Source organism: Paenibacillus lautus, from assembly GCF_050482385.1.
In the GTDB taxonomy this organism is placed as follows: Bacteria; Bacillota; Bacilli; order Paenibacillales; family Paenibacillaceae; genus Paenibacillus_AQ; species Paenibacillus_AQ lautus_B.
Window position 1 is genome coordinate 16,291 of sequence record NZ_JBCNHV010000029.1, and the last position, 23,410, is coordinate 39,700.

The 23,410-nt window shown below is 48.2% G+C and carries 19 protein-coding genes; 8 read left to right on the top strand and 11 right to left on the bottom strand.

Features of this window, described 5'->3' with window-relative positions; all coding sequences use genetic code 11:
• Positions 1-8: 8 nt before the first annotated feature.
• The 5 genes from ABEW73_RS29815 to ABEW73_RS29835 all read right to left on the bottom strand — a co-directional run bounded on the left by ABEW73_RS29815 (position 9) and on the right by ABEW73_RS29835 (position 5,811).
• Complete coding sequence (locus tag ABEW73_RS29815) at positions 9-1,367, bottom strand: lytic polysaccharide monooxygenase (RefSeq protein WP_430165589.1); 1,359 nt, start codon at positions 1,365-1,367, stop codon at positions 9-11.
• A gap of 388 nt (positions 1,368-1,755) precedes the next feature.
• Positions 1,756-2,475: an RluA family pseudouridine synthase gene (locus tag ABEW73_RS29820; protein WP_430165586.1), complete on the bottom strand. Its 720-nt coding sequence runs from the start codon at positions 2,473-2,475 to the stop codon at positions 1,756-1,758.
• A 4-nt stretch (positions 2,476-2,479) separates the two neighbouring features.
• Positions 2,480-3,343 (bottom strand): class I SAM-dependent methyltransferase, encoded by an 864-nt coding sequence (locus tag ABEW73_RS29825; protein ID WP_430165583.1) that lies wholly within the window; start codon positions 3,341-3,343, stop codon positions 2,480-2,482.
• Between the two features lie 236 nt (positions 3,344-3,579).
• Positions 3,580-3,774, bottom strand: a complete 195-nt coding sequence (locus ABEW73_RS29830) for a hypothetical protein (protein WP_430165580.1) — start codon at positions 3,772-3,774, stop codon at positions 3,580-3,582.
• Between the two features lie 69 nt (positions 3,775-3,843).
• Positions 3,844-5,811 (bottom strand): endonuclease MutS2, encoded by a 1,968-nt coding sequence (locus tag ABEW73_RS29835; protein WP_430165577.1) that lies wholly within the window; start codon positions 5,809-5,811, stop codon positions 3,844-3,846.
• A gap of 560 nt (positions 5,812-6,371) precedes the next feature.
• Between ABEW73_RS29835 and pepF the strand changes: the two genes are divergently transcribed.
• Complete coding sequence (gene pepF / locus ABEW73_RS29840) at positions 6,372-8,174, top strand: oligoendopeptidase F (RefSeq protein ID WP_430165574.1); 1,803 nt, start codon at positions 6,372-6,374, stop codon at positions 8,172-8,174.
• Positions 8,175-8,267: 93 nt separating this feature from the next.
• Here the strand turns inward: pepF and ABEW73_RS29845 are convergent, their stop codons facing one another.
• Both ABEW73_RS29845 and ABEW73_RS29850 read right to left on the bottom strand, forming a co-directional pair.
• Complete coding sequence (locus ABEW73_RS29845; RefSeq protein ID WP_430165571.1) at positions 8,268-11,282, bottom strand: PAS domain S-box protein; 3,015 nt, start codon at positions 11,280-11,282, stop codon at positions 8,268-8,270.
• A gap of 209 nt (positions 11,283-11,491) precedes the next feature.
• On the bottom strand, positions 11,492-11,773 hold the full coding sequence (locus tag ABEW73_RS29850) for a GNAT family N-acetyltransferase (protein WP_430165567.1): 282 nt from the start codon (positions 11,771-11,773) through the stop codon (positions 11,492-11,494).
• 133 nt (positions 11,774-11,906) lie between these two features.
• Between ABEW73_RS29850 and ABEW73_RS29855 the strand changes: the two genes are divergently transcribed.
• From ABEW73_RS29855 to ABEW73_RS29865, 3 genes are all read left to right on the top strand, one after another.
• Positions 11,907-12,227 (top strand): hypothetical protein, encoded by a 321-nt coding sequence (locus tag ABEW73_RS29855; protein ID WP_430165564.1) that lies wholly within the window; start codon positions 11,907-11,909, stop codon positions 12,225-12,227.
• A gap of 126 nt (positions 12,228-12,353) precedes the next feature.
• A complete protein-coding gene (locus tag ABEW73_RS29860; protein ID WP_430165561.1) occupies positions 12,354-12,809 on the top strand; it encodes a VOC family protein in 456 nt (151 codons plus the stop codon).
• Between the two features lie 25 nt (positions 12,810-12,834).
• Entirely contained in the window at positions 12,835-13,425 is a 591-nt protein-coding gene (locus tag ABEW73_RS29865; RefSeq protein WP_430165558.1) for a TetR/AcrR family transcriptional regulator, read from the top strand.
• A gap of 173 nt (positions 13,426-13,598) precedes the next feature.
• On the opposite strand, the gene ABEW73_RS29870 is transcribed toward ABEW73_RS29865, so the two are convergent.
• Both ABEW73_RS29870 and ABEW73_RS29875 read right to left on the bottom strand, forming a co-directional pair.
• Positions 13,599-14,546: an aldo/keto reductase gene (locus tag ABEW73_RS29870; protein WP_430165555.1), complete on the bottom strand. Its 948-nt coding sequence runs from the start codon at positions 14,544-14,546 to the stop codon at positions 13,599-13,601.
• A gap of 23 nt (positions 14,547-14,569) precedes the next feature.
• On the bottom strand, positions 14,570-15,565 hold the full coding sequence (locus ABEW73_RS29875; protein ID WP_430165552.1) for a Gfo/Idh/MocA family protein: 996 nt from the start codon (positions 15,563-15,565) through the stop codon (positions 14,570-14,572).
• Between the two features lie 122 nt (positions 15,566-15,687).
• On the opposite strand from ABEW73_RS29875, the gene ABEW73_RS29880 reads away from it, so the two are divergent.
• Together ABEW73_RS29880 and ABEW73_RS29885 are read left to right on the top strand one after the other, a co-directional pair.
• Positions 15,688-16,524 carry an AraC family transcriptional regulator gene (locus tag ABEW73_RS29880; RefSeq protein WP_430165549.1) on the top strand — a complete coding sequence of 279 codons (837 nt, stop codon included), beginning with the start codon at positions 15,688-15,690 and terminating at the stop codon, positions 16,522-16,524.
• Between the two features lie 173 nt (positions 16,525-16,697).
• Complete coding sequence (locus ABEW73_RS29885; protein WP_430165546.1) at positions 16,698-17,288, top strand: hypothetical protein; 591 nt, start codon at positions 16,698-16,700, stop codon at positions 17,286-17,288.
• A gap of 77 nt (positions 17,289-17,365) precedes the next feature.
• On the opposite strand, the gene ABEW73_RS29890 is transcribed toward ABEW73_RS29885, so the two are convergent.
• Together ABEW73_RS29890 and ABEW73_RS29895 are read right to left on the bottom strand one after the other, a co-directional pair.
• Positions 17,366-18,178 (bottom strand): hypothetical protein, encoded by an 813-nt coding sequence (locus ABEW73_RS29890; protein ID WP_430165543.1) that lies wholly within the window; start codon positions 18,176-18,178, stop codon positions 17,366-17,368.
• A 191-nt stretch (positions 18,179-18,369) separates the two neighbouring features.
• On the bottom strand, positions 18,370-18,990 hold the full coding sequence (locus tag ABEW73_RS29895) for a DUF1796 family putative cysteine peptidase (RefSeq protein ID WP_430165540.1): 621 nt from the start codon (positions 18,988-18,990) through the stop codon (positions 18,370-18,372).
• A gap of 438 nt (positions 18,991-19,428) precedes the next feature.
• Between ABEW73_RS29895 and ABEW73_RS29900 the strand changes: the two genes are divergently transcribed.
• The gene (locus tag ABEW73_RS29900) at positions 19,429-20,784 is read left to right on the top strand and encodes an MFS transporter (RefSeq protein ID WP_430165646.1); all 1,356 of its coding nucleotides are present in this window, start codon (positions 19,429-19,431) and stop codon (positions 20,782-20,784) included.
• Positions 20,785-21,017: 233 nt separating this feature from the next.
• Positions 21,018-23,276: a helix-turn-helix domain-containing protein gene (locus ABEW73_RS29905; RefSeq protein WP_430165537.1), complete on the top strand. Its 2,259-nt coding sequence runs from the start codon at positions 21,018-21,020 to the stop codon at positions 23,274-23,276.
• Positions 23,277-23,410: the final 134 nt, after the last annotated feature.

The window sequence follows — 23,410 nt, forward strand, 5'->3', positions numbered from 1 at the left end:
TAATGGAATTACTTAAGCAACCACAATGCCGGGACATTGGAGGGTTCCCAACCAGGCAGGGATGTGTGGGCTTGGCGGCACTCATAGGTATTGCCTCCATATGTGACTAAAGCTCCCTGCTGGTATGAAGTATTAGGTGCCCAAGCCGGAGTTTCCGGTGTGGAGCCGTCCGCCGTGGTAACCTGCAGCTCATTGCTTGCAGGGGAGACGTTGCCAGCCGCATCACGAGCTTTAACGGTGAAGCTATAGGCTGTGTTTGGCGTCAACCCGCTGACCGTATAGGAAAGCGTGCTGCCGGATACCGTGGCCACCAGCGTTGTGCCCCGATAAACTTCATAGCCGGTTACCCCGACGTTATCCGTGGAATTGTTCCAGGCTAGTGATACGCTTGTCGAAGTAAAACCGACAGATCGTAAATTGGCAGGGGCCGTCGGAGCTTGCGTGTCTGGGACGGGATTTGATGTGGTAATGGTTAACGGACTGCTCGCCGATGAAACGTTGCCTGCTCCATCGCGTGCTTTTACCGTAAAGGTATAAGAGGTTGATGCTTGCAGACCGGTTACGGTGTGGTTCAAGGTAGATCCAGATACCGTGGTTACTAGATTGGAGCCTTGATAGATTTCATAGCCTGTAACCCCTACGTTATCCGTAGAAGCGTTCCAGGAGAGCGAAATACTGCTGCTGGTGACGCCTGTGGCTCTCAAGTTACCCGGTACGGTTGGAGCTTGCGTGTCCTGATTCCCGCTGCCCTTATTCAGGTTCACGTCGATTACGTTGTAGAAGGCGTTACCTGTATCGGCGATTTCCCATACGGCGAGGATCAGATAGTAGCCGGTGCGGTCGGTAGGTAGGTTACAAGTGTGGGTTACGGTGTTCGGCGGTTGTTTGCCTCCGTCATTGAAGGAGCAGAACAATTCGAGATCTGCGCGTGCGAGGGGTTTGCTGGAATCCCAGCCTTTTTTCGTAATATAATATTTCCAATCAGATGTGGCATGGGCCGCGGTCAGCACCCACTTAAACGTGTTCGGTCCGCCGTTCATGTTCACTTTACTCCAGCGTGTAGGCGTCTGTTCGTACAGCTCGGTAAAGATTCCGGCACCGGTAATCTGGCCGTCAGCCGGTCCGCCGATCGGGAAGTTCCCTTTCCCCTCCAGGGAATGCGGTTCGTAGATGATTCTGCCGCAGTTGGTGTTCTCTCCGAGCTTGCACTTATAACCACGACTGGCCGGTGATTCGATGTAACCATGAGCGGAAACGCTGCTTGCCGTGATGATCATAATGGTGAAGAACAACAGGGTGCTTCCTAAAAAAATCCACAGCGGTTTCAAATGCAAGCGGTGATTTGTTTGACTTTGAGCCTGATCCATAACAAATACCTCCTTGAATATATAATTTGAAATTCAGCAGACTTCTGTTGCTGATCAAGCCTCCTTGAGTTGCAGGATTACTTGCTCTGTTCAAAACATGAAAGACCGAACCGACAAGCCTCCATTCATGAACAATCCTGGATCATCCTTGGCAGCCATGATCTATATAAACTCCAATATGAAGTTCATACCATGATTGTACAAATAACCTAAAAAATGTTAAACAGTTCCGGTTACTATTTTTCGACATTCTCCCTTAAAAGTAAAGGGAGAATATATGATGATAGAGGGATAAAATATTACAATATTTACCACGTTGAAACAGAGGCATAAAAAAACGAAATCCAAGGATGGATTTCGTTTTTTTGAGTTCTATTGTATAGAACCGTTATGTGGCCTCCAGCTTGTCCATCGAGAAGAGACTCCAAGGATAGACGGATGGCGGCATGGAACGGATGTCGATTTCCTCTTTGGTAACGGGGTGCGGAAATCCGACCAATACGGACCATAAGGCAATCTGCTGCCCGGCTTTGTTCACCTTGCTTCCGTACTTCTGATCTCCGTACAGCGGATGTCCCGCATGGCTCAACTGTACACGGATTTGGTGCGGCCTGCCTGTGTGCAGCTCGATCAGGACGAGGCTGAAGCCTTCTGCTGTTTGGAGCACGGTGTAATCCAGAATGGCCTCCTTGGCCCCGTCCGTACCTTTAGAGGTGACGTGGACGGTGTTGGTTTTTGCATCCTTGTACAGCATATTCACGAGCTGGCCTGAAGTTTTCGAAGGAACACCGTGAACGACCGCTACATACTGCTTGCGGAAGCTGCGACTGCGGACGGCTTCCGATAATCGGGATGCGGCTTTGGAGGTCTTGGCAAAGACCATCGCTCCGCCAACCGGACGGTCCAGCCGATGCACCAACCCTAAAAATACATTGCCCGGTTTATTGTAGCGCTCCTTAATGTCCTGTTTCAGAATGGTCAGCATGTCGGGATCGCCGGTAGCATCCTCCTGGGAGGGGATGTTTACCGGCTTGGTTACACCTAACACATGATTATCCTCGAAAAGAATCGGCACTACCGGATATGCTGCTGGTTCCCGCTTGCTCATCGAATCAGGACTCCCATCGACCCAGGATGCCGCATGGCAGGTTCATACCGGAGCGGGTAATCGGCAATCCGATTTCACCCGCACTGATGATGCCGCCGTATTTCGGCTTCATGGTCATGGTCAGCATGTTATTCAGAACGGTAGGGGAGATGCCCGTCGTATAGGAGTTAATCAGCATAAACAGCGGATTATCCGATACGATGCTCATGCAGCTTTCTAGAAATGGGTATAAGCTTTGTTCAAGCTTCCACGTTTCTCCACTTGGTCCGCGGCCATAAGATGGAGGGTCCATAATAATCGCATCGTATTTGTTCCCCCGACGCTGCTCTCGTTGCACGAATTTAAATACGTCATCCGTGATATAACGGATAGGACGGTCAGCGAGCCCGGACAATGCCGCGTTTTCCTTGGCCCATTGAACCATCCCCTTGGCAGCATCCACATGGACAACCTGAGCGCCGGCCGAGGCGGCTGCGACGGTTGCTCCTCCGGTATAGGCGAAGAGGTTCAGCACGCTGACCGGACGTCCGGCTGAAGCGATCTTATCCATCATCCAGCGCCAGTTGGCTGCCTGCTCCGGAAACAAACCGGTATGTTTAAAATTGGTTGGTCGAATATGAAATTTCAATTGGTCGTATGAGATGGTCCACCGGTCCGGAAGCTGCTTTTTCATGTCCCATTGCCCGCCGCCGGACGAACTGCGGTGATAGTGTCCGTGAACACCGCGCCATTGTCCATCTTCACGTTCAATCGGCCATATGATCTGCGGATCCGGACGTCTGAGAATCACGTCGCCCCAGCGTTCCAGCTTCTCCCCGCCTCCGGTATCGATGACCTCGTAATCTTGCCAATCCTGAGCTACATACATGTTGAAAACCATCCTTCAAATAGTCATTTAGACTTTATTGTACAACATATCAGAAGCTGAATGCCACCAAGGTTGCCCGGCTTGACCAAACCTATTCGGATGATATGGACTTTGCAGCTCGACTTACCCCAAATCTTCGAATGCGGAGTGGAAACGGAATTCGCCATGCAGGTGGTCGAGTGCGCCTGGCTGAAGCTAGGCAACCATGAACGCTTCATCGGAAACCGTGAATTGTGTTATGTCGATCCCATAGGTTCTGGCCTGCACAAAGCCGTAACGGGGATAATACGCCGGATGGCCAATTCCCGTTGAAAGGCCTTGTCTTCCCGCAGCCGTTGTACCAGAAGCGCTTCTTCCTGTCCGGGAAAAGCCTGTATGAGAAGGTTCTGGACCTTCTCATAATCGTGTTTGGTTTCTGTACGTATGTTCATCGTGATCTCTCTCCTCGCAAATCCTGCGGATTCTTTATGGATATCCTGCGACTCATCCGAAGAGCTTCGTTACTCCGGCTTCGTTTCAATCTGCAGTCCTTCGACGTGCTTGCGGTTCATCAGTTTACGCTTCTTCAGGTTCTCTTTGCTCTCAAAAACAATATCAAGATTATAATCCTCCGGGTAAAGATCCTTGGCGGCGATATAAGGCTTCAGCCGTTTATGGTTAATCTTCAGCCGGTCCTTCTGAATCATAACACCGATATTTCCTCTGCCGTCCATGGTTTCATACACGGTTCCGCTTCGTTTCAAATAAGGCACATAGACACGATCGCCAAGTTGATAGAGGGAAGAGGGGGAACTCTCATCTTCCTCTACATGATCTTGAACATTCTTTAGCTCATCTTGTTCGCCTGTGGGTAAGTTAACGTGTTCTACCAGACTCGCTTCTTCTGCCCATGCTTCGGGCTCTATGCGAACATCATGTCTAAGGACCATGTCGCCTCTTGCAGCTCCCGCTGCCGTGATTTCACGCGATCTGGTTATAATCGACTCCGGAATACCCAGCTTCGCGGCAATGACAAAGGCATAACTGTGACCGGCTTCACCGATCCGCAGACGATAGAGCGGCTCAAGTGTGTCGGCGTCAAATTCCATGCGGGCGTTCTCAAAGCCGGCTGTGCGCTCGGCAAAATTTTTGATTTCGGTAAAATGGGTGGTGACCACGACCGTTGCTTGACGTTGACTCAATTCCTCCAAAATGGCGATCGACAATCCAACGCCTTCACCAGGGTCCGTTCCGGACGCCATCTCATCGAGCAGTACCAGCGTGGACCGGCTAGCCGTCTGCAAAATGTCGCGGATGTTGCGTATATGTGCAGAGAACGTGCTAAGGGCATGCTCCAAGCTCTGTCCGTCTCCGATATCGACGGAAACCTCGTCAAAGATGGCGCAATGGCTGCCATCCGCTACAGGAACCAGCAGACCGGATTGAACCATGACCGTAATGAGTCCAACCGTCTTGAGCGCTGAAGTTTTGCCGCCGGTGTTAGGTCCTGTAATGATCAAGGTTTTATACCGTTTCCCGATGGTGAAGTCCAGCGGTACCATTGTGGAGCCGATTAAAGGATGCACCGCGGATTTTAGATGGATGAACCCTTCCTGGTTCAGGCTCACATTGCGCCCGCCGATGGAAATGGCGTACTTGCCTCTGGCTATGATGTAATCGTAGATTCCAACAATGTCGGCATTGGTTTTCAGTTCGAATTGGTTTTGCTCGGCAAGTGCGGTTAAATCACTCAACACTTTCGTTTCTTCCCGGGCTTCATCGGCGTGCAGGAGATTTAATTCCATCTGAAGTGCCTGCAGGTCGGAAGGCTCGATGAATACGGTCTGTCCGCTGGCCGATTCATCCAGAATCGAGCCATTCACGGATTTACGGTGCTCCTTCTTGATGGGCAGCACGTAACGTCCTCCGCGCTTGCTGATGACATGCTCTTGCATGATCCCTTTGTAACGGCTCATCAGGCTGTCGAGCTTACGCTTGATCCGTTCCTCGGTCATGATGATTTTTTTGCGGACTTTTGCCAGATCTTTGCTGGCGCTGTCCACGACACGTCCGCCGTGAATGCTGCGTTCGATTTCGGACAGAAGCGGACGCAGTTCATGCATGGAAGAGGCGTAGGAACTGATCAATGGAGCAATGTCGTCCTTGGCATCCATATATTGAATGAGCTGGCGGCAGCTTCTCAGATATTGGACCATATTCCCGAAATCGCGCTCAGACAGGACATAGCCGGTACCGAGCAAATCCAGGACCATTTTTATTCCCTCCAGTGAAGGAATAGGGACGCTAGCTCCGGTATGGAGCAGGGTTTTGGCTTCTTCCGTTTCATTCAGTTTATTGCGGATGGCTTTCATCTGAGTGAGGGGGGCCATCTTTCGAATATGCTCGACTCCCAGATACGATACGGCAAAGCGTTCAAGCTCGGTGCGTATTCTATCGTACTCCAATTTGTTTAATGCGAATGGTTTCATGGGCTTCATTCTCCTTTTGACTTATAAAATGGATGGCATACAATGCAAAAAAGGGCGGAAAGCGAACTACTAAGGTTCGCTTTCCGCCCATAGACCGTTATTCCGATGGCATGGCGTTATGGGACAACTCCAAATAACCCTTTTGCATAAAAGAGGGGAGACCCAAAAAATCCGTGCTGAACTCAGCACGGATGACCATATCATATCTGAATAAACCCTAAAGGGGCTTCAATTGATATCCGCAGTTCTTAACTAATTCAACGGATGAAATGAAAATCCATCAAAAAATAAACATATCCCCATACAGGGAATGCCCAAAATTTTACATTTCGATCCATATGAAATTTGGTTAGTTAAGAACGACCACCGACATCAAAATCTCTCCTTTAGATAAGAGTATAAAACAACTATATCCATAAATAGGGTCCCAAGTCAAGGCCAAAAAGCGGATACGGTCCCTTGAAAAACTGTGATATGATGGAATTGTTATACAGTTGCTATTCATTTAGTAAATGCTGTCGTCAATCACGAGAGTAAAAGACACGAGAGGAGTTGTATCCATGGGGAAGTTGCTGACACGAAGTGAGGTTCCAATCGAGGCAACCTGGAATCTGGATGATTTGTTTGCCTCGCAAGAAGAATTCGAAGCGGGGTTAAAAGCGCTTGAATCGCAAGCTGCTCAATTGACACGATTCAAAGGCAGGCTGGGAGAGGGTGCATCTGTTCTTCTGGAATGCTTGAATGAACAGGAAGCTTTGATGGAAAGAATCGGCAAAGTTGGAGCGTATGCCAGATTACGGCAATCGGAGGACGGAACCAACCCGGCTAACTTGGCGAATTCGGCCAAAACGGGCGATGTTCTCTCACGTATCCAATCCTCTCTGACGTTTATTGTATCGGAGCTGCTGGATCTCGAAGATGGAGCCGTCGAACATTACATAACGAAGGAAGAAGGGCTTGTTCCTTATGCCCGAAGCTTGAAATTGTTGCTGGAAACCAAGCCTCACCGCTTGAGCCCTGAGACGGAGAGCGTGCTAGCATCGCTAGGAGAGGTGCTCGGTTCCCCTTACCGCATCTATTTGCGCAGCAAGCTGTCGGATATGACCTTTGACGATATTCAAGTAAATGACGTAACCAAACCGGTCTCGTTCCGTCTGTACGAGAATTCTTACGAAATGTCCGAGGATACGCAGCTTCGACGCGAAGCCTATGCTTCGTTCACGAAGTCACTGCAGGGATCGCGCCATACCTTTGCCGAGGCTTATGCCACCGAAGTGAAGAAGCAAGTGGTGATGTCCCGGCTTCGCGGGTATGATTCGGTAACGGACATGCTGCTGAAGCCGCAGCAAGTGACCATGGAGATGTACAACAATATCCATGATACCATTCTGACGGAGTTAGCTCCGCATATGCGGAGACTTATGAAGCTGAAGAAGCGTGTGCTTGGGCTGGATCAAATGCTGTTCTGCGATTTGAAAGCGCCGATGGATACGGATTTCAATCCAAGCGTCACTTATGAAGAAGCTTGCTCCACAATTTCCAGTGCTTTGTCGATTCTGGGTCCTGAATACGGCGAGATCGTTAAATCCACGTTCTCCAAGCGCTGGGTGGATTATGCCGATAATATGGGTAAATCTACAGGAGCGTTCTGTTCCTCCGTATACGGAGTACATTCTTATATCCTGATGGCATGGGCGGACAATATGCGCAATGCCTTTACGTTAGCGCATGAAGTCGGGCATGCCGGTCATTTGATGCTGGCAGCTAACCATCAGCGTATTACCAATGCGCGTCCTTCCTTGTATTTTATCGAAGCGCCTTCAACGATGAACGAGCTGCTGCTGGCGGATCACTTGCTTAGTCAATCCGAGGATAAGCGGATGCGGCGCTCTGTTATTCTTCAGCTTCTGAGCACGTACTACCATAACTACGTGACTCACCTTCTGGAAGCGGAAATGCAGCGACGGGTATACCGCCATGCGATGGCGGATGAGCCGATTACCGCAGATAAGCTATCTGAGCTAAAAGGTGCCGTGTTATCCGATTTCTGGGGTGACGTGGTCGAGCTCGATGAAGGAGCGAAGCTTACCTGGATGCGGCAACCGCATTATTATATGGGTCTTTATCCATATACTTATGCCGCAGGACTGACTGCATCAACAGCTGCAGCACAAATGATTCGCGAGGAAGGACAACCGGCTGTAGACCGTTGGCTCCAAGTCCTCAAAGCCGGAGGCAGCAAGAGTCCGCTGGAATTAATGGCAATGGCGGGAGTCGATATGTCCACTCCTGAACCGATCTCCAAAGCGGTAGCTTATGTTGGCTCATTAATTGACGAATTGGAGACCCTGTACGAGGAATAGTACCATTTGCATATAGGAGAAAAGGGTGGTCAACAGCTCATTTGCTGAAGATCACCCTTTTGGTTGTGGAGGATATAGGAGAGACTCTAAAGTTTATTTGTCCGTGATATCGTCCTGCAGCGTATGGGTCGGGATCGTAAAGTAGAAGGAGGAACCGACATGTTCACGACTCTCGACGCCGATGACCCCTCCCATCAGCTCGACCAGTTTTTTGCTGATCGCCAGCCCCAACCCCGTACCGCCATATTTGCGATTCAAGGATGGGTGAAGTTGCGAGAAGGAGGTGAATAGCTGATGCTGCTGTTCAGCAGGGATGCCAATTCCCGTATCCCTTACTTGAAAAGCAAGCGTGATTTCCTGGGTGCCCGTCCTGCGCAGTCCCTCGACACTCATCATGATGCTGCCCTCATGTGTGAATTTGATGGCATTGCTGATGAGATTAACAAGCACTTGCCGCAGCCGCAGGGCATCGCCGATGATCACATCGGGTACCGTGGAGCTGTTCATGCTGCAGGATAACAGTAACCCCTTTTCTTTGGCTTTGGCCGAGAATAAATCAACGACGACTTCAAGCAAGGAACGTAAATCGATCGGTTCATGAATGAGTGTCATATTGCCGGTCTCGATTTTGCTGAAATCAAGGATCTCGTTCAGGATGTGAAGCAGCGAGCTGCTGCTCTCCATCAGAATATGGGTATAATTCAGCTGGTCTTCGTCAAGCTCGGTCGTTCGTAACAGCTCAATCATGCCGATGATGCCGTTCATCGGCGTGCGGAGTTCGTGGCTCATCATGGTCAGAAACTCCGTTTTCGCTTGATCTGCCCGTTCAGCATGCTCCTTCGCCCGGATGATTTCTTTCTCATCGGTAATATCGCGGAATACCATGACAGCGCCTTTCCGCTCACCTTGATCCCAGATCGGATTGACTTGATAATCTGCCAGAAAGCTGGTTCCGTCGCCTCGCCAAAGTACGATTTCGGCTCTGGTCAGCGGGACGCCCTGTTTGACGGCCTGAACAAGCGGAGAATCATCCCCTCGATAAAAAGTACCGTCATGGCGAATTTCTTTGATAATCTGGTCGCAAGGTCTTCCGATGGTGGTGGCCGGTTCATAATCCAGCATAGCTGCGCCTGCCGGATTGATAAATGCGACCTGTCCGTGAATGTCCAGTCCGATAATGCCTTCGGACACCGTATTCAGCAAAAGGGTGAGCTCCCGGCTAAGCTTCTTGATCTCTTCCATGGTTCGCATGCGCTCGGTGATATCCCGGGTAATGCCATAGACGCCGACCACTTCGTCATCCACGAAAATCGGGATGTTAATCGTATTGATGTCAATGGGATGCCCATCCTTATGAATAATCGTCAGATCATAGCTCTGAGGTATGCCTTCTGTTGCCTGGTTAAAATGAAACAACGTGCGGGCCATGTCTTTTTCCGCAACAATCGGTCCGAAGTACATCCCGATCAGCTCGTCCAGGGTGTATCCCGTCAGGTCCTGCAAATTCTGATTGGCCGTTAGATAGTCGCCATCTAAATTCATGGAGTATACGGCCGATGGATTATACTCAAATAGAGAACGATATCGCTGCTCGCTTTCTTTTAACTTAAATTCCATCAGCTTTCGTTCGGAAATGTCGCGGGCAATCGAAATGATCTCGTTCTTTTGGCCGTCCTGCGTGCTAATGTACTTGCAATTGACTTCAAACCAGATGTGCCTGCCATCCTTATGTATATAACGGAAGGTGATTGGTGTGAGCAATTTGCCGTCCAGGCAATGCTTAAAATAGTCCTGAAGCGGTATGATATCCTCAGCGTATACGTAATCGAATATACTGGTGCCAACCAGCTCATCCGGACGATATCCAATCAGTGAATAACAGGAAGGTGAACAATATAGAAACGTTGAACAGTCTATGGTGCTGCTGGATATGAAATCTAGGGAGTTTTCGGTTATGAGCTTGTACTTGTTCTCGTTCTCCAGCGATTGCTGTTCAATCAGCACCTGCTCGGTAATATCCTGCGCCATGCCAACCATCTCCATGGGTCTGCCTTCATTCGTAACGGAGACCTCCCATTGAGCTCGTATGGTTCGGATTTGTCCGTCCTGAAGCTGGATCCGGTAGATGATTTCATTCGCATTCCCTAGAATGGCTCTGCTTACCGCCGCCTCCAGCCGCTCACGGTCCTCAGGCACGACCAATGACAGCAGCGTGTTATGGTTTGGTTCGGTGGCATTGATCTGATATCCGTAAATTCGCCTCATTTCATCGCTGTAGGTTAGCGTCTGCGTGATCAAGTCCCATCGCCAGGAACCGATCTTGGCAATCCGCTGCGCGTGGGCCAGCGTATCCTCATCCGTTTTGCGCTTGGTAATATTTCGTCCAATGGCCAGGACCTTAGTAACCTCGCCTTGCACTCCCCGTACCAGCTGAAAAGACGTTTCAAACCATAAATAATGCCCATCCTTATGGCGAATGCGTCGAACGAAACTATCGTCCTCTGAAAATAGTTTTCCCGGTTCTTTCATTTGCTCGGAATCCACCTGATGATAGTAATCGATCCGGCATTGGCCCGTCATTTCCTCTTGGGTGTATCCGAGTACTTCCGTCACAGAAGGTGAGATGTATTCGATGATACCGTCAGCGTTGCTGATGGATATAAGATCTTGTCCGCTCTTGGAGATGAGTGCAAGCAGCTCATCATTCTTAATGGTCGACGGCAAAGACCACTTCTCCTGTTCGGTCCTGGGATCAATACAGCATAATATCCAGGGAGCCTCTCCAGGGGTGGGATGTTTCAGCAGGGAAATCGTCACAGAGACATGGACTTGATTACCGTTATGGCGGATAAAATAAGAGTCTCTTTTGAGCGTGGATGTGTGGTCATATGTCAATGATTGCAATGTTTGTTGAATCGATAGATTGGATAGAATTTGGATTTCGGAAGGTTTGAGCTGAAGCAGGTCTGAACGATTGGTTTCGGCAAGTTCGCAAAAACGATCATTAACCTTCGCTACAGGCTCGTCAACCGCAGAAATCAGGATCGCCCCCATAGGCAATTTATCAAACATCTGTTCCCAGACCCAATGTTCCGCTGTTTGCCTCATGATTATAGTTGCCTCCCTAAGTTAAGCTATTCCATTTGATCATAGAGGATAGGATCGCTTTATCGCAATAGAAAATACCAGTGTTACATTTGAACTTGGACATGAAGGCGCGTAAAAGCCAACCGATAAGAGGAGCATTCTTATGGCTGGCGGGCGAGTGTAACCGTACGAGTGCATCCGATTACCGATGTTGTTTTATCCTCGTTTTTTTATTTGTGCAGCAGGACACGATCATCGACGTTTTTGTCAAAATAATGTCCGGCATAGGAGCAAGCGGGGATGATTTTCAAATCTTCTTCCCGAGCGTACCCTATTACTTTTCGAACGAGTTCGTCGGCGATTCCTTGACCACGCAGGCTGGGTGAGATATAGGTGTGATCGATACTGATCACTCCGTTACCTTGAGGCGAATAGGTGATTTCGGCTAACGTTTTTCCGTCATCTTTAATAAAAAAGCTGCCGGGTTTTGACTGTATATTTTGTTTGTCCATGGTGTTTAACCCTCCTTCATCTGGTTGTACTATACCCGTATCCGCGATGCATTAAACGGATTCCACATAGGCGAACACCCTTGACGGGACATTTGCATACAATGCGGATAGAAGAGAATGAAGGAGGAGCATCATGAACAATTATTCAACGCAACCGCAAATGCTGTTTCAATGCGATCACCATCTGGTACATTCCATGAAGAAGCATAGAGAAAGCGCCCATGCTGCTATGAAAAATGTGGTGAATCGCAAGGTAAGAGTGCATACGATGGATGATGAAGCCATCGAAGGCGTCGTCATAAACGTAGACGCAAAAAATGTGTACATTCTTGTAGAACAAGGCAACAGAGGATTCTTTCCCGGATATACGCCCTTTGTGCCATACGGGCCTAATCCTAATGTAATATTGCCGCTAGCATTGTTTAATCTTTTGGCTGTCAGCTTGTTGTGGTAGCAAACGAAGAACCTGCAGTCTGGTCTGCAGGTTCTTCGTTTGTGGAAATTTTTTAAAATTATATTTACATACATTCTGTGTGTATGTTAAATTGGATTCATTCCAAATAGAGGAGAGGTTTTCCATATGAAGCTGCAAGGATTCTATCCTGTGATCATGACAGACAAGATCGCCGAAAGCGCAGAGTTTTACACACGGTTGTTTGGATTTGAGATTGTTTTTGAAGCGGATTGGTATGTAAGCCTGAAGCAGGGAGACCAGGAACAAGGCGCTTATGAAATGGCCATTTTGTCCAAAGACCATCCCACGGTACCGTCCCCTTTTCAGAAACCTGCACAGGGATTGATTCTTAATTTTGAGGTGGAGGATGTGGATGCCGAGTACCAAAGGCTGATCATCCACGAAAAGCTGCAGCTTCATCAGGAGATGCGGGATGAGGAATTTGGTCAGCGGCATTTTATTACCAGTGACCCAAATGGGGTGCTGATTGACATGATCAAGATCATTCCGCCTTCCCAGACCTTTCTGGAGCAGTATAATGAAGAAGTGTGGTCACCTAATGAGGTTGACTCCAGAGAATGATGCATAGGGGAGAACAACGCTAATTATGAGAAGAAGCAAAAGCGAAACCCACGAGACAATACAGCTGCTGTTGAAGATAGCCAGAACACAATTTACGGAAAAAGGCTATGCCAATGCGGCACTAGAGGAAATTGCCGACGAAGCTAACGTTACCCGCGGCGCGCTGTATCATCACTTTAAGAATAAACTAGGTTTGTTCCTGGCCGTGCTTGAATTAGTGCAATCGGAAATTGCACAGCGCGTCGAGACGGAAGCGGGTAGCTCCGAGGATCCCTGGGAGCAGCTCCTGTTTGGCTGCCGGGCTTTCATTGCTGCTGTGGTAGAGCCGCAGAATAAGCGGATTATGCTCATTGACGGTCCTAGTGTCGTAGGCTGGGAGGCTTGGCGCGAGATGGACGAGTTGCATTCGATGAGTCATCTGTGGGAGCAGTTAACTTTGATGCAGGAGCAGGGAATGATGAAGAGAATCCCCGTTGATGCTATGACGCATGCCTTGTCCGGTGCATTAAACGAATGTTCGCTCTGGGTCGCTCAAATGCCTGCAACCGATAAGGGCATCGAGGAAACAATGGATGTGATTGCTGGCATGTTACAAGGGTTCAGAGTAAGAGACTAAAGTGGATGAGAAGGTTAATCATACACAGTTTCGCGTCCCAAGGCAGCCTCGCATTATCGCTTTGCAGGAGACAGGATGTCTTCGTATTAGTATAAGATTTCAGATGGTTCATTAGCCTATAAAAAAGCGCCTTGAGCAGGATGAAAATATCCTGGACAGGGCGCTTTTAACATTTAGATTGAAGAGAGCTGATCCACCGTTAGGTCTAACCAGTCCAATTCTTCCCTTGTCAGCTGAATGGTTGAACCCTCATCACAGGATTTTAATTCTTCGGCTGATTGCGCACCGATCAGCGCACAGGTTGGGAAGGGCTGGTTCAGCACGTAAGCGAGCGCAATCTGAATGGCTGTCACATGTTTAGATGCCGCCAGCTGTTTAGCGCGCTCTAGTCGCTCCCAGTTCTCATCGCTGTAGAACACCCGCACCAGATCCGCATTATCCCGAATTTCCGGCGTGAATCGGCCGGTGAAGAATCCTCTTGCTTGGGACGACCATGAGAGCAACGGGAACTGCTCGGCTTCATGCCACGCAATCGTCTCTGCATCGGCAGACACGCAGCCTTTCCAGAACGGCTCGTTTGGTTTGGCCAAACTGAGATTCGGACTGCTGAAGGAGAAACCGACCAATCCATTTGCCTGGGCATAGGCATTGGCATCCCGGATGCGCTCCCATGTCCAGTTGGATACCCCAATGGCGCCCACGCTGCCATCGGCAATGTATTCGTTCAGGGCCTCGATAACTTCACCTGCCGGAACCTCAGGGTCGTCACGGTGAAGCGCGTACAGATCGATGAAATTCGTTTGCAGTCTTTCGAAGCTCGTTGTGATGTCACTCTTGATGTCTTTTTTATTGACGCGCGGGCCGTTCTGGTCATGATGGGCACCCTTGGTCAGGATGACGATCTGATCCCGGTTTCCTCTTTCCTGCATGTATCTGCCGATGACTTCTTCGCTTTGACCTCCACAGTAGATGTGGGCGGTATCAACGGAATTGCCGCCGATAGCCAGGTAAGCATCCATATTCGCGGCTGCTTTTTCATACGAATCATGATAGAAGTAGTCCGTTCCTTTCATTAGCGCAGAGACGGGTTTGTTTAATCCCTTGATTGATATATATTTCATATTCATATCCTCCTTGGGTGTATTTACAATACAATTCGCTTCCGTTCATGGGCAGATTGCAGACAGGCGTCAATAACTTTCATGTTGTGAATGGCGTCCTCTGCAGAGTAGCGGAGAGGCTTACTGTTCAAAATAGCTTCGGCCATATGATCTCCTTGTTCACTGTATGCGTTTGCACGAGGAACCTCGATTTCTTTACGTCCTTCGCCGGTCGTTAAGAAGAAGTTCGCTCCGTCCTCAGGCAGGCTATAGGCGTAAGGGACTTCAATCAGGCCATCCGTACCCACAATTTCAAGAGGGTTGCGATAAGCCGCCCACATTCCGCAATCAAATGTCAGGGCTACATTGCCTCCAAATTCGATTAGTCCGGATGCCATCATGTCGACATGGTCATGCTCAGGGGAGAAGAAAGCTTGAACGGTAACAGCTTCCGGCTCTTTATCCAGCAGGATGCGCGCGGCATTGATCGGATAACAGCCGACATCATAAATCGAGCCGCCGCCCCAATCCTTGTGGAAACGGACATTCCCGTGATTGGCGGAGCTATTGAAGGTAAACGCGCTGCGTATGCCCCGAATGTCCCCGATGGCACCGGCGTCGATCATTTCCTTCATCAAGTCATACCGCGGGTGATAGCGATACATAAAGGCTTCGGCCAGCACTACGCCGGCTTTAGCTGCTGCTTCAGCCATTTCAGCTGCTTCCGCTTCCGTCAGCGCAAGCGGTTTTTCACATAGAATGTGTTTACCGGCTTCCGCCGCACGGATGCTCCATTCTTTATGTAGATGGTTAGGGAGTGGAATATAGATAGCATCTATAGATGAATCCTCGAGCAAGGACTCGTAACTGCCGTATGCAGTCGGAATATTCAGTTCCTCTGCCGTTTGTGCTGCTTTTGCCTGGTCGCGGCTCGCAATGGCAACGACATCATTGAGACGGGATTGCTGTAAACCAGGTATGACCGAGCGTTTGGCAATGCTGGCGCAGCCAAGGATTCCCCAACGAAGTTTTTGAGTCATGTTCATCAGCTCCTATACAACTTATTAAGATTATATTGCGATTATAAAAGACAAGAATTAAAATTGATATAATATTATTTTGTAGTCTAATACAACAATATTGTCATTTGAGGAGCATTATGATGAAACGACAAAGTCATCTGTTAACCCTTCCGCAAATGCCATTCTTCTGCCTGCCCGAATCAGTAGGGATATACCGGGATGAACTGGACCATACCGTTTCGCGGGCAGCCGGGTCTCTGAACAATTTCAATATTCATTATGTGGCTTCCGGTAAAGGGTATGTTGAAATCGAAAATGTAGTTCATACGCTTGGCCCAGGTGAAGCTGTGCTATATTTTCCTATGCAGGCTCAGTGTTATTACACCAGCGAGGACGATCCGTGGGATGTGCGGTGGTTCCACTTTTATGGCAGCGGGCTGCAGAACTATTTCATCGAACGTGGATTTCATAAAAGCCAGCTGTGGAGCATTCGGCAGCCGTCAGCCTTTGAGGAAGCGCATGAAGCGCTGTTATGTGAGGCGGAGACCCACCGGATGCTCAAGCCTGCGCAGCTGTCCACGCTAACGTATTCCTTGTTAGCCGTATTCGTGGAGCAGGCGTCCGCATTATCGGACAATAAATCGAACAACTCGGCCAACCGGATTCTTGAACTGCTGCCGATCATGCAGCAGGAAGCGGCACAGCCGTTTATTTTGGAGGAGTGGGCGGACAGACTTGGCGTAACCACTTACTATTTCTGCAAATTATTCCGAAATGTCATGGAGATGACCCCGATGGATTTTGTGACGCGCTGCCGTCTTCAGATGGCAAAGCAGTGGCTGCTCGACCATAAAGAAAAAACCATCGGACAAATTGCAGTAGAAGCGGGCTATCCGAGCGTCAGTTACTTTAACAAGCGATTTATGGAGCATGAAGGCATGACGCCATCTTCCTATCGTCGCTTATATGGGGTATAGTTATGGGTATCACATTGCCAGGTCAGGTGAGAACTCGACTTAGGTCCAGGTCCTATTCACACCTATAGTCGGTTATGGAAACGGCTTGCCTCTATTACAATGGAATTAACGAAGGATTTGACGAAATCCGGATTCAATGAAAAATGTAATCAATGTATGTGGGGGAAAGCCAAATGTCCGATAACCAAAATATATATGTTCTACTGACCGATACGGGTACGATGTTTACCAAACTTATTAAACGAATTACAGCCGCGCCCTATAATCATGCTTCGCTGGCGCTGGACGAGAACTTGAATGAAGTGTTCAGCTTTGGCCGCAAATGCGCCAACAATCCCTGGGTTGGGGGATTTGTTGAGGAAGATGTATACGAAGGAACCTTCCGTCACTTTCCAGGTACGCGCTGCGCTCTGCTCCGACTCGAGGTCACAAGGGGGCAATTCGAGGCGGCAAGAAACGTGATTCAAAATTATAAGGATGAAGAGGATGCTTACGGGTACAATCTCATCGGTATGTTCGGCGTGCTGATGGGACTTGATATTATGAGAGAAAGATCCTACTTCTGTTCACAATTCGTAGCGGAAGCGATGAAGCAAAGCAGAATCCATCTATGGAATCGCCCTTCCTCCACAGTAACTCCGAATGATTTCTTTCAGCATCCGGCATTCGAAGTTATTTATGAAGGCATGTTATATGACTATCCATTGCTTGATCAATCCAGGTTGGCTGGATTCCAATACCCGTTACAAACGGCTTCAAGTTGAGTTGACTTGTTGCATATCGAACCATAACTTCTGCCCTCGGCAGAAGTTGTTTTTGTATGGTGGGATTCTTGAAAGCGTCACTTTAATTGCGCATTTGCACGTGCAATGATAGACTCGATTTTTTGTTCGTGACTGTAAATGCTTTTCTTTTTCGTCAGGATCTGACCGGAGAGCGTCAGCAGCCTGGAAAGGGTATCGCTGGTTCTGGCCGATTCATTCGCCTTTACTGCTGCTTTGAAATTTTTCCACTCGGTTGTCATCAGTTTATTCGGCGTAGAGATTGCGCTTTTATCGCCCTTGATCTTGCTTTTGTAGGATTCAATCTCGGACAGGATAGAGCGCACCTTTGCCGCTTTGGAAGTTTTCTCTTTCTTGGCTGCCGTAAGTGCCGCCTGCTTATTTCGGATATCCTCACGCCCCAGGGTAACCAGGATCTTCATGCCACCAGCTTGTGACTGCAGCATCTTGGAGAGCGTTTTGTCTTTGAGTTTCTTAGCTGCGGCAATTTGCTTATTGAGTGCGGTATAGGTATTAAACAGCGGCTGGTACTTGGTTTTGGCTGCTTGGAGCTGCTCCTCCAGCTTGCGGATTTTGTCCTTATCGATTTCGCTGATTCTTTTGCGGGTTTCCGAGGCTTTGGCTTCATTGGCATAACGAAGGGAAGAGATTCGATCATCCCAATCCATCGCTTGCTTTCGTTCCGATTTAAAATTATCGTACTGATTGATGAGTTTGGTACGTACGGTTCCGCCGGCCCGGTCCGCCGTGGCATTCAATTGGGCTTGAACCGTATCGGTGAACTCGATCGCGGCTGCATTTGCGAAAGGCATGGGGATTAAAGTGAGAAATAGTGCCATAACAAGGGATGAGATCAGTAATCTTCTAAACATAAACATCGCTCCTTAACATAACGAATAATTATCATTAGCGGCAGTCGCATCATGACAGGATGGCCGGACTCACGACAAAAAGCACCCGTTAGAAAGGCGCATTCAACGCCAGACTTACGGGTGCTTCCTTCGTAAGAGCTCCGATTCACTTTTTTGTAAATATACAGGTAAATTTTGGTTTTGTCAAACACTTATTCCCCTGAAATGAGCGAAAATCCTCCAAGAATGGTCTTCCAAGCCTCCAAATCTCCCTCCCATGTAGGCCCTTTCGGTATTTGCTTGATGAGCACCCGATCCGAGAAAGAAGGAAGAGTAACAATACTCGGACTGCTGCTAAGCATGACAAATAATAGGGTTACGTTCGGATTGGAGTAAGTTTCGCGAATAATCTGATCAATCGTCTCAGCATCTTTTTTATGCGGGATGATCCGTACGAGCAGAGTCTTTTGTTCAGAATTCAAGCAGCGGTTAAAGCGCTCGATTCTTCGATCCAGCCGTTGGCGAAAAGCGGGGTAGTCATATAGCGGCTGCTCTTCCGGGTTGTTCTTGAAATCATGGAAGGATAAACAGGAGGATCGTTTGTCGCGTACATAGTAACAGTTCACGGATTTACCATAAATGTCCAGGTTATCCCGGAGCATGAAATCGCTGATTTGATGTTTAATGACTTTGCAAAATTCACGGGTCGAAGCGAAGTTGAACCAGTCCCACGGACCTGCTGCATGACGCAGCTTGTTTCTTCTTAGCTGGGCGGCAACCTGACAGTTGTGACCCAGACTGAAAATGGCATCAAATTCCATAGGGGTTGTCATGCTACCAGACCTCCTTGAATCTATCATTAGATATCCTATGCAAATTGATAGCGTTGGTATGGAGTAGTGACCAAGGAAAGATGCGCGATAGCAGATGATAGCCACCGTTTAAGCTTAACGGTAGAAGGGAGTGATACTTTGAGAGGAGGGTGCCGCACATGGGGAGAGGGGGAGTATTTAGGCGCCTTCTAAAGGTGCAAACAACATGTGAATCCTCATCTGCTTCTATATCATTGTATTTTTCGTCTTCCTAAACCGTATGTTATATTAAAGATTAGAAATTTCAAAGGAGGATTATTGCATGCGGCAAAAAACATGGATTTGGGTACAAAATTTGAGGGAAATCGCATCATTGACCCTATAAACTGCGTATTCCCCTAAATTTATGGGGGCAACTACCAAGTGGAAGAGATTACTCAACCAAGTCAAAAATTACGGATCACAAATGCGAAAGGCGCGTTTGCCTGGCTGGGATTTTTGGTGTTTTTCAGCGTTTTGAATGAAACGGTGTTTAATGTGGCACTTCCGGATATTGCCAGACAATTTCATGTGGAGCCATCGACAGCCAATTGGGTCAATACAGGCTTTATGCTGTCGTTTGCCATAGGTTCGTTTGTGTATGGAAAAATATCGGATCTGTACGGGATCAAAAAAATGCTCATTATAGGCATCGTAACGTACGGAAGTGGGTCGATGCTGGGATTAGCGGCACATGCCTATTTACCTGCTGTGATTGCGGCAAGATTTATTCAGGGGGCGGGAGCCTCTGCCATCCCTGCGCTGGTCATGGTCATGATTGTACGTTATTTCGATGCCAGTCATCGCGGAAGAGCTTTTGGTCTTATAGGATCACTGGTTGCAACGGGCGAAGGAATCGGGCCTGTCATCGGAGGCGTTGTTGCCCATTACGTGCACTGGTCGGTGTTGTTTGTTTTTCCTCTTATGACGCTTGCAACGATTCCGTTCTTTTTAAAAGTGCTGCCGGATGAGACCGAACAGAAAGGGAACATGGATGTTATGGGAGCAGCTATGCTCTCCGTTGGCGTAGTGCTACTTACCTTGTTTACGACCCATGAACATTGGATGTATCTGGCTGGCTGTTTAGCAGCGCTCGTATTATTCGCCGCACGTATCAAACGGGCCTCGAATCCATTTATCGAACCTTATTTATTCATAAGGAAGAAGTTCATCGCCGGAACGATCACGGGCTGCCTCATTTTGGGCATAGTAGCCGGATTTCTGTCCATGGTGCCTTATCTGATGAGAAGCGTCCATCATTTGTCAACGGACATGATTGGCGCGGGTATTATATTTCCTGGTGCCATGAGCGTCATGCTGTTTGGCATGTTAGGGGGGGGACTCGTCGACAAGAAAGGTCATCATTTTGTGTTCTATATAGGAGCCTTGATGATTATCGGTGGTTTTTTAACCATGGCTGTGCTGGCGGATCAATCACCTTGGATTGTAACAGGTATGCTGATTTTTGTATTTGGAGGCCTTTCTTTTGTGAAGACGGTGATTTCAACCATCGTTTCCGATTCTCTGGAAGAGAAAGAAGCGGGTGCAGGGATGGGAATGCTTAATTTTGCATGCTTCTTATCGGAAGGGATCGGAGTCGCAATTGTAGGAGGCTTGCTTTCCAGACGATGGCTGGATTTCCCGCTTCTTCCGATGTTATGGAATGCTGAGGCAGACTTGTACAGCAACTTGCTACTTCTGTTTTCGTTGGTTATCGTAGCTGGAGGTATGATTTACACATTGGCTTTTATCGGAAAAAGAAGCAGCCGAATCTAACGCCTAGAAGCACATATGTGATCCAAATCCCGCTCTCTCTTGTAACAACGGAGAGAGCGGGATTTTTGGATTACAAGCCTTTTATACGTCATGGTTAGCTGCCACTTCTGTATTGACTAACTCACGAATAACGCCTATATTGTACGAATAATAAATGGAAGGAGTTGTATTATTTAAAGAAAAACTGCATTCCAGTCTAATTTGCTGCCAGAACTAAATATTGGGGGAGAGCAATGAGGCGCAAACAAACGAATTCTCGCTTGTTCTATCAATTTCTACTGTCGCATGTACTGATTTTTGCCATACCGTTCATCATCCTTAGCAGTGTCGTGTATTATAATGCGGTCGTACGGTTCAAAAGTGAAATTGAGGCATCCAATGTATACAAGCTGAATCAGGTCAAGAATACGTTCGACTTATTGGCACGCGGTCTGGACAACACGGCTTCAAGGATTTCGATTGACTCGGAATTGACTCCATTCGTAGTGAAGAGCGGGAAATACAAGGAAATTGAAGCGGTGGATGAGCTGGGCAAATATAAGGCAAATAATACGATAGTCGATGAGGTCGCGCTTTATTTCCATGGGGATGAGCGGCTGTATACTTCGTCCGGAATCAACTCATTTGATACATTTGCAAAGCGGGTATACGGATTTAGTGACCTGGACGGGATTCGCCTGGACGAGGAAATGAGCCGACTACAGATTCCTGAGATCCGTCGTATCCAGACTACGGTCTCGGGCAGCAGCCAACAGCAAAACGTGCTGATGTATATGTTCCCGATTCCACGCAATAGCCAATCGCCTTACGGCACGGTTAGCTTCTTCATTCGTGAATCGATGCTGACCGACCTGGTTGGTCCTATTTTAGGGGATTTTAATGGTAGCGTTTACATTCTGGATTCCAAGGACAGCATTCTGGCTTCAAGAAGCCACGAGAACGACCTGACAGAACAGGATGCTAAACAGTTACTTGTCTCCAAGACCCAGGATGGCATTCATGATGCCAAGCTAGGCGGCGAACATTATTCTCTAATGCAGGCTAAATCAAAATGGACGGGTTGGTCTTATGTCATCGTTATGCCAACCGACCAGTTTTTGGGAAGGGTACTGGAAATGCGGACCTTTGTATTGCTCATTTGTGGAGCAGTTGTCGCCTTCGGGATTCTGATCGCCGTACAGCTCTCGACTAGACAATACCGTCCGATCCGGAACATCGCAGACTATGTACGGACTTTACAGGTATGGACGCATGGTAACGATGACCGCCGCCATAATGAGCTCGACTTGATCCGCGATTCCGTTCAGGCGACGCGCGACCTGATGAAGAGAATCGATGAACAGCGTCCGATTGTGCGTGAGCAGTTTTTTGTCCGACTGATATTAGGTTTGATCAAGGATGAGGAGGAGACGATAGCTTTTTTGTCTCGGGAAAATTTATCGCTTCCCGAAGAGAACTGCTTTGTGACCGTTATCCCGATGGACGGGAGTGAGTACATATCCACGCAGAACCGGGAAGAGCTGCTGCGGCTGCTGTCCGAGATATCCATGACAGATGCGGTTGGGTATGGAGTAGAACTCATACCAGATCAGTCCCTCGCCATCCTGATTAGCACGGGCTGCAACGAATCATGTCTGCGCCAAGTCCAAGAGGAAATTGGAGGCGAAATTGCTCGGCTGTTCGAGCACTGCTGCGGATTTCGGCCAACGGTCGGCGTGGGCAGCCCGGTATCCGGGCTAATTCATGCGAATCGGTCTTACATTGAAGCTTCAGCTGCTATGGAGCAAAGTGGTCGAATCCGCAAAGGGGAGATCGTATATTTCGCTGATATGTCCGAATGGCAGGAAGGCAGTGAATGGTACCCGATCGAAGAGCAAATCCGCCTTGTGCAAAGCATGAAGCAGGGAAACAATGCAGCCGCCAAAACCGCACTGGTTAACATCATGCACGATCTAGAAGGAAAAGAAGTATCCTTGTTTTACTTCCGCTGTATGAGTTTTGATCTGATCAACACGTTCCTTAGAACGATGAATGAATTGAAACTGAGTATTCCTCAAGAGTATCGGAGCCATTTGGCGGAATTTACGACCTTGAAACAACTGGATGCGGGGATGACCGGACTCATTGACCTCATATGCGATTATGTGCAGGCCAATAAAGAAAGCAAGAATAGCGCCATGGGGGCCGAGATTTTCCAATATATTGAGCAGCACTACCAGGAATATGACCTGAATTTGGAGAAAATCGCCGATCATTTCCAGATGTCCATTTCCTATTTCAGCCGTTACATGAAGGACCAGACGGGTTATACGTTCACCGAATATGTTACCCATCTTCGCATGGAGGAGGTCAAACGGCTGTTAAAGCACAGCGATCTGGCGATTAAAGATATTGTTGCCAGCGTTGGCTATTCGGACGTCTCCAATTTTATGCGCAAATTTAAAAATACAGAAGGGATAACGCTTGGGCAATACCGGAAACTGTATTCGTAAGTACAAATCTGTAAATCTTCGTATAGTGTTTCGATAAAACGCGTGTTTCTACTCGAAATTTTCGATTCGAGAGGACGCGCTTTTTTTGTCCATTAGCTTCGGGTCAGGGAAGAGGTAATCCTTAATAAGGAGGG